The 13261-nt window shown below is 39.7% G+C and carries 12 protein-coding genes, 1 tRNA gene and 1 other RNA gene; 5 read left to right on the top strand and 9 right to left on the bottom strand.

The window, feature by feature from the left end:
- Positions 1-53 precede the first annotated feature (53 nt).
- A complete protein-coding gene (locus EG365_RS12445; RefSeq protein ID WP_001061609.1) occupies positions 54-1034 on the top strand; it encodes a LysR family transcriptional regulator in 981 nt (326 codons plus the stop codon).
- Between the two features lie 52 nt (positions 1035-1086).
- On the opposite strand, the gene EG365_RS12440 is transcribed toward EG365_RS12445, so the two are convergent.
- The 5 genes from EG365_RS12440 to coaD form a co-directional block, all read right to left on the bottom strand.
- Positions 1087-2271 carry a porin gene (locus EG365_RS12440; RefSeq protein ID WP_000830722.1) on the bottom strand — a complete coding sequence of 395 codons (1185 nt, stop codon included), beginning with the start codon at positions 2269-2271 and terminating at the stop codon, positions 1087-1089.
- Between the two features lie 149 nt (positions 2272-2420).
- Positions 2421-2497 (bottom strand) — tRNA-Met (locus EG365_RS12435).
- A 64-nt stretch (positions 2498-2561) separates the two neighbouring features.
- Positions 2562-2916: RNase P RNA component class A (gene rnpB, locus EG365_RS12430), an RNA gene on the bottom strand.
- Between the two features lie 27 nt (positions 2917-2943).
- Entirely contained in the window at positions 2944-3207 is a 264-nt protein-coding gene (locus tag EG365_RS12425) for a YfhL family 4Fe-4S dicluster ferredoxin (protein WP_001979799.1), read from the bottom strand.
- A gap of 1 nt (position 3208) precedes the next feature.
- Positions 3209-3700, bottom strand: coding sequence for a pantetheine-phosphate adenylyltransferase (gene coaD, locus EG365_RS12420; RefSeq protein ID WP_000047853.1), 492 nt, complete (start codon positions 3698-3700; stop codon positions 3209-3211).
- 135 nt (positions 3701-3835) lie between these two features.
- Here coaD and smpB point away from each other — a divergent pair, with 135 nt between their 5' ends.
- Positions 3836-4312 carry an SsrA-binding protein SmpB gene (smpB, locus tag EG365_RS12415; protein WP_001029798.1) on the top strand — a complete coding sequence of 159 codons (477 nt, stop codon included), beginning with the start codon at positions 3836-3838 and terminating at the stop codon, positions 4310-4312.
- A gap of 41 nt (positions 4313-4353) precedes the next feature.
- On the opposite strand, the gene EG365_RS12410 is transcribed toward smpB, so the two are convergent.
- The 3 genes from EG365_RS12410 to rluD form a co-directional block, all read right to left on the bottom strand.
- The gene (locus EG365_RS12410) at positions 4354-4905 is read right to left on the bottom strand and encodes a flavodoxin family protein (RefSeq protein ID WP_000056378.1); all 552 of its coding nucleotides are present in this window, start codon (positions 4903-4905) and stop codon (positions 4354-4356) included.
- A gap of 220 nt (positions 4906-5125) precedes the next feature.
- Positions 5126-5863: a peptidoglycan editing factor PgeF gene (pgeF, locus tag EG365_RS12405; RefSeq protein WP_000397513.1), complete on the bottom strand. Its 738-nt coding sequence runs from the start codon at positions 5861-5863 to the stop codon at positions 5126-5128.
- A gap of 10 nt (positions 5864-5873) precedes the next feature.
- Positions 5874-6926 (bottom strand): 23S rRNA pseudouridine(1911/1915/1917) synthase RluD, encoded by a 1053-nt coding sequence (gene rluD / locus EG365_RS12400; protein ID WP_000199617.1) that lies wholly within the window; start codon positions 6924-6926, stop codon positions 5874-5876.
- Between the two features lie 71 nt (positions 6927-6997).
- On the opposite strand from rluD, the gene EG365_RS12395 reads away from it, so the two are divergent.
- Together EG365_RS12395 and EG365_RS12390 are read left to right on the top strand one after the other, a co-directional pair.
- Positions 6998-8155 carry an outer membrane protein assembly factor BamD gene (locus EG365_RS12395; protein ID WP_000056809.1) on the top strand — a complete coding sequence of 386 codons (1158 nt, stop codon included), beginning with the start codon at positions 6998-7000 and terminating at the stop codon, positions 8153-8155.
- A gap of 158 nt (positions 8156-8313) precedes the next feature.
- A complete protein-coding gene (locus EG365_RS12390; RefSeq protein ID WP_001007229.1) occupies positions 8314-10179 on the top strand; it encodes a DNA primase in 1866 nt (621 codons plus the stop codon).
- Here EG365_RS12390 and hemA read toward each other — a convergent pair.
- Positions 10176-11459, bottom strand: coding sequence for a glutamyl-tRNA reductase (hemA, locus tag EG365_RS12385; RefSeq protein ID WP_000007425.1), 1284 nt, complete (start codon positions 11457-11459; stop codon positions 10176-10178). The two genes, EG365_RS12390 and hemA, sit on opposite strands and share 4 nt — an antisense overlap.
- Before the next feature lie 88 nt (positions 11460-11547).
- Here hemA and EG365_RS12380 point away from each other — a divergent pair, with 88 nt between their 5' ends.
- Complete coding sequence (locus EG365_RS12380) at positions 11548-13257, top strand: tetratricopeptide repeat protein (protein ID WP_001088487.1); 1710 nt, start codon at positions 11548-11550, stop codon at positions 13255-13257.
- The last annotated feature ends 4 nt before the right edge of the window (positions 13258-13261 follow it).

Genomic DNA, 13261 nt, shown 5'->3' with positions numbered 1-13261 from the left:
GTTTTAAGCAAAAATGATCAACAACAGAACTATCACTCCAATGGACACGGATCGTGAATAATCTACCTAACCTATCGGATTTAAAGGTTTTTTGCACAGTCGCCAAACTAAAAAGTTTTGTCGAATCTGCTGAGGAACTCGGGACATCGCCAGCTTTTATTAGCAAGCGAATTAATATTTTAGAAAACACGTTGAGCTGCAAACTTTTTCATCGCAGTACACGTCACGTTAGCCTGACAGAAGATGGCAAACTCATTCTTGAGAGAGTTTCAAATATTCTTGAAGAATTTGATGAAGTTTGTGAACTGGTCAATAACCCACTCAGTACGCCTACGGGTCGTATGGATATTATTAGTAGCTTTGGTTTTGGCAGAAAACATGTCGCACCAATTTTGTCTAAATTAATGATGCTGTATCCAAAACTACAGATTCATTTTGATACCATCGACAATACCAAAGACCTGATTCAACACAGTATTGATTTAGACATTAGAATTGGTAATGAAATTGCACCCAATATGATTGCGAAGAAGCTGGCTTCTAATTTTCGTATTTTGTGCGCGTCACCGAGTTATTTACTTAAACACGGCGTACCTGACAGTATTGAAGATTTACAAACACATGACTGTTTAACAATTAGTGAACGCGACCAATCCTCGGTTTTATGGAAATTTAGGCATGCTTCCGAAGATGTCTCAGTGCATATCAAACCCCGCTTTGTTTCAAATAACGGCGAAATTATTCATCAACTTGCCATAGAAGGTCACGGTATTATTTTCCGTTCGATTTGGGATGTAGCAGATGAATTGATCACCGGCCAACTTCAGCATATTTTGCCTGAATACTGGCAAGATGCAGATGTCTGGGCGGTTTATCCATCACGACTCAAAAGCTCCTCCAAACTGCAAACCTGTATTTTGTTTATTCAAAATGAATTGCTCAATCGTTTACAGCATGTGCAAAACCTAAGCCGTGGACAACTCATTTCACCAGCCGTCAAACGAGAACCACCGCCTGAAAAAGTCTTTCTATAAAAAAAACCCTAAGTGGGCCTGTTCACTTAGGGCAATAGTTTACTTTTAACTTTTAGAAATAATATCCAATTGAAAGATAAAACAGTTTATCCCAATCATTACTGCTACCTTGTGCAAGGCCATTCGCCCCACCACCTACCATTGGATCATTTTTACTCATAATATATTCACCCTGAATACCAATGGCTTTGTAATTAAAATAAACGCCTGCAATTAAACGCTCAGAGTCTTTATATCCATCCTCATCTTTGAAAAAGCGGCTATGAGAGATATAGGGCTTAATATTTTCAATTTTGTGGAATGGCTGAGCAAAGGTATAGTTAATTTCATTGACTAGATATTTGCCTTTGTTAGCAACTTGATACGGATAATCAAATGCTCCAATGGTTGAGCTATTTGGCAATAAATTATCGCCATTAGTGACATCTTGCTTACCTGCTAAGAACATCCATTGCCATGCTTGATATTGCGTTTGAGCAAATACATTCCATGATTTGCGGTGTCCATCTTCATCTGTTCTTTTATTTTCTAAATCTGAATACCAAACTGAACCACCTAACTCGGTCGAAAATTTTTGAGCTTTATCAAGCTCAAATTTTCTAGAGGCCCGCGCAATCCACATATTTTTTTCTTCAATATTGGTCCCTACCGTCAAGTCATCAGCTTCAACGAAATTACCACTATATCGGCTTGAGTCTTTTGATGTCCCCTTATAATTTCCTCCATCAGTTGGATAGAATCCTAAGGTTAAATTGTATTTGTCATCTGCAAATTTATATTTAATCCCCAGATTATCAATATCTTCTAAACCAACGGTATTTAAAAGCGTTTCGTAATAACTACTTCCCCAAAATTCACCAAAGCCAAAATCAACAGGCTGCAAACCTGCCGTGACTCTTTGTTGGTCAGATAACTTATACCCTACCCAAGCTTTTTTTAGAAAAATCGCATCACACAAGCGATCATATTGATAACAGCGAGCATCTGCTCCTGCAATCCAGTTTGGATTTTCATAACCCAACACTAATTTAATATCTGTGAGTCGCCAGTCATCATTTTGGGAACCTTCATTCGCCCCGACCACATAATCTTTATGTAAATAGCGAGAACGTATTGCACCAGACACTTTAAATTGACCCGAATCTAAAGTTGGATCACCCCAACTCAAATCAGCTGCAGAGACTTGTGTTCCAGCAGTTAAACTTAGAATTCCTAAAAATAATAATGACCTTTTCATGTCTTCAACATCCTTGTTAAGTGTTATAAGAACATGAAGAAATTGGCTTAGACAAACAATGCCAGAAGTATGAAGTCGGTCTTTACAAACTGTGTTTAATCAAAAAAACAAGCATAAAAAAAGACCACGCAGGAGCGTGGTCTGTAAAATGGTGGCTATGACGAGACTTGAACTTGTGACCCCCGCATTATGAGTGCGGTGCTCTAACCAACTGAGCTACATAGCCGTAAACTGTGCGCGCATTATCTTAGCTTCTTAACCGCGCGTCAAGAAAAATTTTCAATAAAATGAGGTGAAGTGAGCCTATAAGCCGGGTTCTGTCGAGGATGGTCATTCCTCTAGGCGTACAATCACTCATACGCTCAAGCGACCTACCCGAATCCAGTACGGGCCGCACCTAGGATTCCTATTTGGTCTTGCTTCTGGTGGGGTTTGCCATGCCGTGAACTGTTACCAGACACGCGGTGCGCTCTTACCGCACCCTTTCACCCTTACCTCACGAATGAGGCGGTCTACTCTCTGCTGCACTTTCCGTCGGCTTTCACCGCCCAGGCGTTACCTGGCACCCTGCCCTATGAAGCCCGGACTTTCCTCTCCTGCTTCAGTCACGGAGACCTCCACAGCAGCGACCATCCGGCTCACTTCGAGGGCGCATATTAACAAATTTATTGACTAATTGCTTGTGCTTTTTTGAGCAATTAATCTTTTATATTTGTCGAGTAACTGTTCTTCCGTTTCCTCATGCTGCGGATCTTTTGGAATACAGTCTACTGGACAAAATAATTGGCACTGTGGCTGGTCATGGTGACCAACGCACTCTGTACATAAATCCGGATTGATTTCATAAATCACTTCGCCCATAAAGATCGCTTCATTGGGACAAACTGGTTCACAAACATCGCAGTTTATGCATTCATCAGTGATATATAACGACACGTTACCAACCTTGTTGATGTTTACGTTCAAAGGCTTCAACCACAGCTTGCGGAACAAACTTGGTTACATCTCCTTTTAAACGAGCAATTTCTCGAATTAATGTCGAAGAAATAAAAGAATACTGTTCAGAAGGTGTTAAAAACACCGCCTCGAAATGTGGATCAAGCTGACGGTTCATATTGGCCAGTTGAAATTCATATTCAAAGTCAGAAACTGCTCTTAAACCACGAAGTACTGCTGTGGCCTTTTGTTCTTTAAAAAAATTAACCAACAAACCATCAAAACCTACAAACTCAACATTTGATAGATGGCCTAATGATGATTGCGCCAGTGCAACTCTTTCTTCTAAGCTGAACAAAGGGTTTTTATGATGTCCAATTGCAATCGCTACTACAACTTCATCAAACATTCTTGATGCTCTAGTAACTAAATCAACGTGCCCATTCGTGATAGGGTCAAATGTTCCAGGATAAATTACACGCGTTTTAGACATCCGCTAGTACTCTAATTGTATTGTGCGCCTATTTTAGCAAAAGTTATACATGAGACGAAATATTGATATGTGGGAAAAAACTTCACCTTGGCATCAGTTTACGGCACAATAGGGACAATTGTGGAAGTTTGAATTATGGCGAAAGCAACAGTAGTAAAGAAACATAATGGCGGAACCATTGCACAAAACAAACGTGCCCGTCATGATTATTTTATCGAAGAAAAATTTGAAGCTGGCATGTCTTTACTAGGCTGGGAAGTAAAATCTTTACGTGCCGGTCGTATGAGTTTGACAGAAAGTTATGTCATTTTTAAAAATGGTGAAGCATTCTTATTTGGTGCTCAGATTCAACCACTCCTTTCTGCATCTACACATATTGTGCCGGAAGCTACACGTACACGAAAATTATTATTATCTCGTCGTGAACTTGAAAAGCTTATGGGTGCAGTGAACCAAAAAGGTTATTCGTGCGTTCCATTAGCATGTTACTGGAAAGGTCATCTGGTTAAGCTTGAAATTGCACTCGTGAAAGGTAAACAACTTCACGATAAACGAGCAACTGAAAAAGAACGTGACTGGCAACGTGATAAAGCACGTATATTTCATAAGTAATAGACTAAAAAGCCTCTTTATAGAGGCTTTTTTATTTTTCACTAATTTAATCTATATAAAAGCCCAGCAATATATTCACCAAACCATTTAGCCGTATCTAAATCACCTTGCGGCGGTGTAATTTCAACAGGTGCATTATCTGATTGAGTCATCAACCCTAAACAGCTCGATAAACGGTTTAAATCGGTTTCAGTATGGCCTGTTGTCATTAAAGGTAAACCTGACCACAACATGCCGTGCTGCATCGCAAAAATATTAAGTTGTTGCAGAACCGCCAGTTTATCACCACTTAAACCGCCCGAATTTGCAAAACCCGCTGCTAACTTACCCTGCCATAAACGATTTTTCCAACGTTTAGATGTACTATCCATAAACTTTTTAAAATCGGCAGTTACGCTTCCCATATAAGTTGGGGAACCAAAAATAATGCCCTGTGAGGCATCTAAAACATCCCAATCAATATGCTCAATATTCATCACATGTACTTTGACGCCCATCACTTCGGCGCCACTTGCGATAGCAGACGCTACCTTTGCAGTGTGGCCATAGGGACTGTGATAGACAATAGAGAGATGTTTTTCAGGCAAAGACATAAGCTTAATATTTTGAGCGATTTTTTCTATTTTATCATTTTATTAAAACTTGCTAAACCTTCCTCTATAAACATGAAATCTCAGTACTTGCCTTAATTTCTTGAATAAATATGGAAAATTCAAAATAAAAAACTCTCTTATGCTATTTTGAAATTTAAACAACATAAGAGAGTATTATTAAAACAATCATATCCTTAAGAAGAAATATGATTTTTCAAAACTACATAAAAACAAAAGTTGCCATACGGCCAGTTTTAGCGTCACGGCGGTAAGAAAAATATTCATCTTGCTGTTGGTATGAACACTGATCTCCCCCTAAAACTTTTTCAACTCCTAGGCTCTGTAAGATAAAACGAGCAATTGCATACAAATCAGCATGAAATTTATTTGGAGCTGCCCCATCAATAAATGTAGTTTCCAATTCAGGATATTTACTACAAAAAGCAGTTTTTACCTCTGCTCCGATTTCAAAGCAAGGTTGACTAATCGCTGCACCCAACCATGCCCATGTTGGAGGGTTCTGCATTGCAGCAACTGTATTTTCAATAATACCTCCCGCTAAACCTCGCCACCCTGCATGTAAGTTAGCAATTTCTGTACCTTCAGCATTACCAAGCACGACAGGTAAACAATCGGCTGTCATCATCATTAACGCATGACCTTTGGTTTGCGTAATCAAGCCGTCGCCAATTAAAGCTGTAAAAGGAATTTGTTCATTTACTGTATGGCAAATCGTGCTATGTGTTTGGGTCATCCATGTCATTTTTTTAACCCCAAACTGAGCAAATTCATCTAACAGCATCATCCGATGCTGCTGGACACGCTGAGCTTCGTCTTTAACGTGCAAAGCAAGGTTAAAACCTGTTAGCTCTGTTTGCTCTGCTGGTAATGCCAAAGGGTGATGAACTCGTGTCTGCCCTACGAATACGCCTTGAGGTAAACCCTGAACAAATTCCATATACCAGTCCTTAATATGCAGCGTTTTCTGTACGTAAAACATTAACCAACTGCGTAAAATCTTCAGGCCATGGTGCTTCGAATAACATTTCTTCACCAGTACGAGGATGTTTTAAGCCCAATTTAGCAGCATGAAGTGCTTGGCGTTTAAAACCGCGTAAAGTTTCGATGAGTAACTCAGATGCCCCTGCCGGAATACGTACACGGTTCATATAAACTTGATCACCGACCAAACCATGTCCAATATAACTAAAGTGAACGCGAATCTGGTGGGTACGGCCAGTCTCAAGTTGCGCTTGTACACGGGTAAAGTCTCTAAAACGCTCTTTCACGTTATAGTGCGTTACAGCATCACGCCCACCCGGCAAAATTGCCATTTTTACACGGTCAACCGGATGTCTTTTAATCGGCTCATCGATTGTGCCACCTGCGATAATATTGCCATAAGTGACTAAGTCATAAATACGATAAACAGATTTATCTCCCAATTGTTTACTCAAAGAAAATTGTGCTTCGAGATTTTTAGCAACAACTAGTAAACCACTGGTATCTTTATCAATACGATGTACTAGACCAGCACGTGAAAGCTCGGCTGACTTAGGTGAATGGTAAAGCAAAGCATTGACCAAAGTACCCGAGGTATTACCTGCGCCAGGATGAACCACCATACCTACCGGTTTATTAATGACTAAAATATCTTCATCTTCGTAAACAATATCGAGTGGAATATTTTCTGGTTGACTGTTGGTCTGTGCTTCAAGCTCAACATTTAAAGTTAGCGTTTCATTGCCTTCGCAGCGATATTTAGGTTTGACAATGTTACCATTTACCAACAGATGACCTTCTTTCATCCATTGTTTAAGTTTTTCGCGTGAAAACTCACTCCACAGCATGGCTGCCACTTGGTCGATACGTTGCCCTAAGTAGCTTTCATCTAACTGAACTTGCAACGATAAACGTGTTGCAGTTGTATCAGAAGTATGGTTATCTGCATCCTCAGAATCTTCTAGTAAATTGAAGTCTGTTTCAGAGAAGTTTGTGTTTGAAGATTGTGCTGAAGTCATTTGATCATTTAGATAAAAGTGGTTTAATAGCGCAATTGTAGCTCATTGCCCAACATAACAGAGGAGTTTTTATGTCGCTACCACGTTATAAAATTACGATGCTTGCCTTATCTTTAGGTGTAGCGTCTGCATTTGTGGGCTGTAGCAGCAATCCAAGTAAAAAAGAAGTGGTCGATACTGGCCCTCAATCTAGTGAACAAGCATATTTTGACAAGGCTCAAAAGGCTCTTGATCGTGGTCAATATCTTGACGCTACCAAATCTTTAGAAGCGATTGATACTTATTATCCAACTGGACAATACGCACAACAAGCACAACTTGAACTTCTCTATTCAAAATTTAAGCAAAAAGATTATGAAGGTGCGATTGCACTCGCAGAACGTTTTATTCGTTTAAATCCTCAGCATCCAAATGTAGATTATGCTTACTACGTACGTGGCGTATCTAATATGGAGATGAACTACGATAGCTTGTTGCGTTACACCTCTTTGCAACAATCTCACCGTGATGTGAGTTATTTAAAAGTTGCATATCAAAACTTTGTTGATCTTATCCGTCGCTTCCCAAGTAGCCAGTATTCTGTCGATGCAGCACAGCGTATGAAGTTTATTGGACAAGAGCTTGCTGAAAGTGAAATGAATGCAGCGCGTTTTAACGTTAAACGTAAAGCGTGGATTGCCGCGGCTGAACGTTCACAATGGGTGATTGAACACTATCCACAAACACCTCAAGTACCAGAAGCTTTAGCAACTTTGGCATATAGCTATGATCAATTAGGTGATAAGGCAACTTCGCAACAATACATCGAAGTTTTAAAACTTAATTATCCGAGCCTTGTCAATAAAAACGGCACTGTCAACATGCGTGCTGCACGTAAAGAAGGTAACTGGATCAACCGTGCAACCTTAGGTATTCTTGGTCGTGAATCTAAGTCTGTAACACCTGATACGACTACTTCTTCTGAAGCTGAACCAAAACGTAGTCTACTAAACCGCGTAAGCTTTGGTTTAATTGGTAACTCGGGTAAAGAAGAAGCTGAAGAAACAACTAACACACCTGTTGAAGCACCAAAAAGTGAACGTAGTTGGACTAATCGCTTAAGCTTCGGTTTACTAGATAAACCTGAGCCAAAAGCAGCAGAAGGCGCAACAATTGCACCAGCAACGTCTTCGAGTGAAGCACCGAGTGCCTCACCAGCAGATAACGAAGCAGATGACGCTGCTCAATAAGCAATAAAAGCTTAAAAATAACCAACAAACAGGCAAGTAATATCACTTGCCTGTTTGTTTTTATAAAATAGTAAAATATTTATCGGGCATATCTCGATTCATCATGTCAGAATAATCTGACCTATCGCATCATTAGTTTAAACACGGTTATCTGAATTATGGCAATTCCACAGCATACGATTGATCAGATCTTAGATCGCACAGATATTGTCGATCTGATTGGTCAACGTGTGAAACTGAAAAAAACCGGACGAACTTATTCTGGTTGTTGCCCTTTTCATCAAGAGAAAACACCTTCTTTCCATGTTTACCGCGATAAACAGTATTATCACTGCTTTGGCTGTCAGGCGAACGGAAACGCTATTCGCTTCCTAATGGACATTGATAACCGAAACTTTATTGATGTGATGAAGGAATTATCGAGTAATACGGGAGTCGAATTACCAAAAGATAATACTGATAATAAAAAACTGTCTTATACGCGCCAAGTTACAAAGCCATCAACACCGCCCAAAACGGTTGCTGAACCGACTACTCAAGCACCTATAGAAGATCAGTACAATACGTTTGAACCCGTATATTTTGATGATCCCTTTGCCCAGTTTGAACAGCCATTTAGCTTTGATGAGCCAGTACAAGAAGGTAATTTATATGACCTTCTAGAAAATGTTGCCCAGTTTTACGAACATCAATTACCGACTAGTCAAAAAGCTAAAAATTACTTTAAGCAACGCGGTTTAAGTGACCAGACTATTCAGTTCTGGCGTTTAGGTTATGCTCCTGAAGACTGGCAGCATCTAGAAAAAGCTTTCCCTTATGATATTGAGGGCTTAAAGCAGCTTGGCCTCATCCGTTCAAGTGACAGTGGTCGTGACTTCGACCTTTTACGTGATCGTGTTATTTTTCCAATTCGGGACCCTAAAGGCCGTGTAGTTGGCTTTGGTGGTCGTGCGCTCAATGATGAAATTAAGCCTAAATACATCAACTCGCCCGATTCGGAAGTATTCCATAAAAATCAATTACTGTATGGGCTATACGAAGGCCGAAAATTAAAAGCAAATGACTGGTTAATGGTCGAAGGATATATGGATGTCATTGCTTTACAGCAATATGGCATTACTGGTGCAGTTGCGACTTTAGGAACGGCAAGTAATACCGAACACCTTAATATCTTATTTAAACAAAATAACCGGATTACGATTGCTTTTGACGGTGATGCTGCAGGTCAAAAGGCCGCACGCCGAACTTTAGAAATTGCATTACCCTTACTCAATGATGGTCGTGAGCTCAAATTCTTTGTATTGCCAAATGACCATGACCCTGACTCTTTAATCCGCCGTGAAGGGGTGGAAAATTTCCAGAAGCTTCTACAGCAAGCTCCTTTACTTTCTGACTTTGTTTTTGCTCATCTTACTGGGCAACATGACATTAGTACGCCCGAAGGTAAAAGTCTTGTTATGGGCGAATTAAGAGAATTGACTGAGTTATTGCCAAAACAAGGGTCTTTTCGCTATCTACTAACCCAATCTTTCCGTGAAAAATTAGGCTTAGGTAAGCGTTTCACTCCACAAATTAGCCACGATGCATCCCTATCTTTTAATATTCAAACGAAAGATGAAGACTTTGCAATTGCAATTTTGATGCATCATCCGTTTCTTTATATTCATTTTGAAGGATTACGGGCTTATATTCCGCAAGATGAGTTGTTGGCTAAAATATTAGCAATTTTAAACCGTATATTTGACGAATTGCCTGATGACCAAGAACTAGCTACCTACTATGTTTTAGGTGCTTGTAGCAGTTATTGCCATGAAATTGCAGATATTATGCAAAGGACCAATATTCAAGCCTTAACTCAAGCACCGGAAGTAGCAGATAAACTCGCAAAAGAATATGCTTTAGGCTTACAAGAAAGATATTTACGTCAAAAACTAAAATCTAAAATCTCATTAGTTGAGTCAAGAAACTTAAGACAACAACTCAATGAACTTACCAAACAGATTAGCTTAAGACTTCTTTCTTAACGTTTGGGTTTTCGCTCATGATCGAATACATCCTGTAAATGTTGCTGTAACCATTCAAAATAGTCCGGGCTCTCTGCTTTTGCAGCTTCACGCAACAACATAGAGGTCGGATGTATTAGTTTTTGCGTCAAACGATGGGCAAATTGCTGCAACACTTGCTCAGGATTTCCACCATGATGCAGAGCCTCTAATGCCTGGGTAAGCTCTCGCTGACTAATTTCTTCACTATGTTGGCGGTAAGCATGAATTGTACTGCCCGCCTCTTTGACTTTTTGATGCGTAATTAGCTGGGTGGCTAGCTGATTAACCATCACCTCAGCTTCAACAGCCGCTTGACGACGTTGAGCCAAGTTTTCATCGATCACACTTTGTAGATCATCTACACCGTATAAATACACCCCATCAAGCGACTCTACTTTAGGGTCAATATCACGCGGTACAGCTAAATCGACCATTAACATTTGCTGATAACGGCGTTTTTTTAATGCAGTTTTGACATCTGCATAAGCAATAACCTGATGCAAACTACCCGTACAACTTGAAACAACATCGGCACGATATAGATTCTCAGCCAAATCTGAAAAATCAATAATCTCAACTTCAACTTGATGTGCAATTTCTTGGGCCAATTGATCGGCACGTTCACGGCTACGATTACAAATAATCATCTTGGCGACGCCCATTTCAGCTAAATGCTTGGCAACAAGGCTGTTCATTTCGCCTGCAGCAACCACCATAACCGTTAGTTTTTCAGGTTTACTAAAAACCTGTAAAGCGAGCTGGGCAACTGCATAACCCATTGAAACGGCATGACTACCTACAGCTGTTTCAGAGCGCACACGTTTAGCGGCGTAAAAAGCGTACTCAAATACACTATTTAATTCTGGAGAAACTGTTTGCGCTTCTTTAGACAATGCTAGAGCACTTTTCACCTGCCCTAAAATTTGCGGTTCGCCCAACATGAGTGAGTCCAAACCACTTGCTACACGCATTAAATGTGTGATGGCTTGAGCATTTTCGTAACGATAAACATGATGAATTAACTGCTTTACATCAATATTATTGGCATCAGCTAACCATTTCAGAAGGCTTTCGGCATCTTCCGCCATGGCGTAGACTTCTGTACGGTTACATGTTGAGACAACCACTAAGTCTTTTAAAGACTCGTGATGACGTTGTTCGGCAAGCAAATTACTTAATCGCTCTGCATTGAAAGCAATTTGCTCGCGGAGTTCTACAGAAGCTGTTTGATGGTTGACACCCAATGCAAAGAAAGACATATCAGATCATCATTTCGCTAAATTTATGCTATTGTGCAACATCGGTGTCATAAAAAGCATTACTTTGGATCAATAAAAATTGCGTCAAATGAATAGCCGTATTAATTTTAACGGTGCTTCGATAAGACAGTATTCTACCACATTCTTATTGTTAGGTAGCATGTCCTCATATGTCTATGCACGTCCAGTGCAAGAGACCTATGCCGTGCATTCATTTGATCAGGCTTTACAGCAGAGTATGGTTGCTGAATTTGCCTTAGCTTATGACGATATTCCCACAGCACTGCACAATTACACAGTGCTTGCGATAAAAAGCAACTCAACAACAATTAAACAGCGTGCATTAGACGTTGCACTTGAATATAACGACTTACAAGCTGCATTAAATATTGCAACACATTGGGTTGTTCAAGAGCCTAAAGATGTCCCTGCTTTATTTTATTTATCGCATATTGCGCTAAAAACACATGAATATCAGCTTGCTGCCGAGACTTTAGATAAAATTTTAAAAATAGATCCAACTGCCGATCTTGAACAAATTTTGGCAAGCATTGCACCTGAAAATGCACAGGATCGAGAAGTTTTATTAACCGCTTTACGTTCTAGTGCAGAGAAAGACAACCCATCCATCTTAGCGCTTATTGCCAACCTAGAAGCACAAAATGGTCAGTTAGAACCGGCCTTAAGTACCATTAATCGCGCACTACGCCGTCGCCCTAAAGTGACCAGCTTTATCTTAATGAAAGCCAATTTACTAATCGCACTCAGTGATCAGGAAGGTGCTTTAAAATGGTATGCAAAATCAAGCCGTAAATATAAGAAAAACCTAGACATTCGCCTAGCCGAAGTACGTTACCTCATCCAGATTAATCAACCCCAGCTTGCTCTTGAAAAATTAGAGAAAATTATTCAAAGCAATCCTCATGCTGAAGAGGCTTTGTTTATTGCTGGTTTAACCAGTATTGACCTTAAGCAATATGATAAGGCAGAACAATATCTGGTTGATTTACGCAACTCTGCAAAATATCAAAATGAGGCGTATTACTACTTAGCGATTAATGCTGAAAGAAAACAACATTATGAAACTGCTAAAGCTTATTACCGTTTAGTCGATGGTAGTTTGTATATTGTTTCAAGACGCAATCTCATTGCGATCTATGATAAACAAGAAAACTTACACGACGCTTTACGCTTTTTAACCCAAGAACGAGTCAATTATCCTCAGCATGCAAGCTTTCTTTACCAAGCTCAAGCTGAAATTTTAAAGAAGATGGGCAATAAAAAAGCTGCATTAAATTTATTAGATGAAGCGATCAAAAACTTACCAGATGATCCGGAGCTCATCTATGCAGAAGTTTTATTATTAGACCCTTATACTGACCGCGATAAACTCGATAAAACACTCAAACAATTATTGCAGTTAGAACCCAATAGCCCAACGTATCTAAACGCCTATGCTTATACATTAGCTTTGCAAAATCGTAGGCTTAAGGAAGCACGTCAATATGCTGAACAGGCTTTAGAATATGCCCCTGAACAAGCTTCTATTCTGGATACGCTAGGCTATATCGCATTTTTACAAAATGATTATGAAGCGGCTGCGGAAGCTTTAGGCAAAGCATATGAACTAAGTCATAACATAAATATTGGCATTCGTTACGCTAAGGCACTTTATATGCAAGGATCATTAACTCAGTTCAGTGCCGTGTTACAACAACTGAAACAAAAGCACGCAAATGATCCACAATTACAACAACTTGATGCGTTAATTTTACCTACATCTGCAAAAAAGAGTTAAATTT

Source organism: Acinetobacter sp. FDAARGOS_494, assembly GCF_003812225.1.
GTDB classification, from domain to species: Bacteria; Pseudomonadota; Gammaproteobacteria; order Pseudomonadales; family Moraxellaceae; genus Acinetobacter; species Acinetobacter baumannii.
Note: the sequence above shows the minus strand (reverse complement) of the source record. Positions and strands in the feature narration are given on the sequence as shown.

Coding starts and splice junctions, on each gene's coding strand:
- EG365_RS12440 (WP_000830722.1), bottom strand. CDS start 2,271: ATGAAAAGGTCATTATTATTTTTAGGAATTCTAAGTTTAACTGCTGGA.
- coaD (WP_000047853.1), bottom strand. CDS start 3,700: ATGTCTAAAACGCGTGTAATTTATCCTGGAACATTTGACCCTATCACG.
- smpB (WP_001029798.1), top strand. CDS start 3,836: ATGGCGAAAGCAACAGTAGTAAAGAAACATAATGGCGGAACCATTGCA.
- EG365_RS12410 (WP_000056378.1), bottom strand. CDS start 4,905: ATGTCTTTGCCTGAAAAACATCTCTCTATTGTCTATCACAGTCCCTAT.
- pgeF (WP_000397513.1), bottom strand. CDS start 5,863: ATGGAATTTGTTCAGGGTTTACCTCAAGGCGTATTCGTAGGGCAGACA.
- rluD (WP_000199617.1), bottom strand. CDS start 6,926: ATGACTTCAGCACAATCTTCAAACACAAACTTCTCTGAAACAGACTTC.
- EG365_RS12395 (WP_000056809.1), top strand. CDS start 6,998: ATGTCGCTACCACGTTATAAAATTACGATGCTTGCCTTATCTTTAGGT.
- EG365_RS12390 (WP_001007229.1), top strand. CDS start 8,314: ATGGCAATTCCACAGCATACGATTGATCAGATCTTAGATCGCACAGAT.
- hemA (WP_000007425.1), bottom strand. CDS start 11,459: ATGTCTTTCTTTGCATTGGGTGTCAACCATCAAACAGCTTCTGTAGAA.
- EG365_RS12380 (WP_001088487.1), top strand. CDS start 11,548: ATGAATAGCCGTATTAATTTTAACGGTGCTTCGATAAGACAGTATTCT.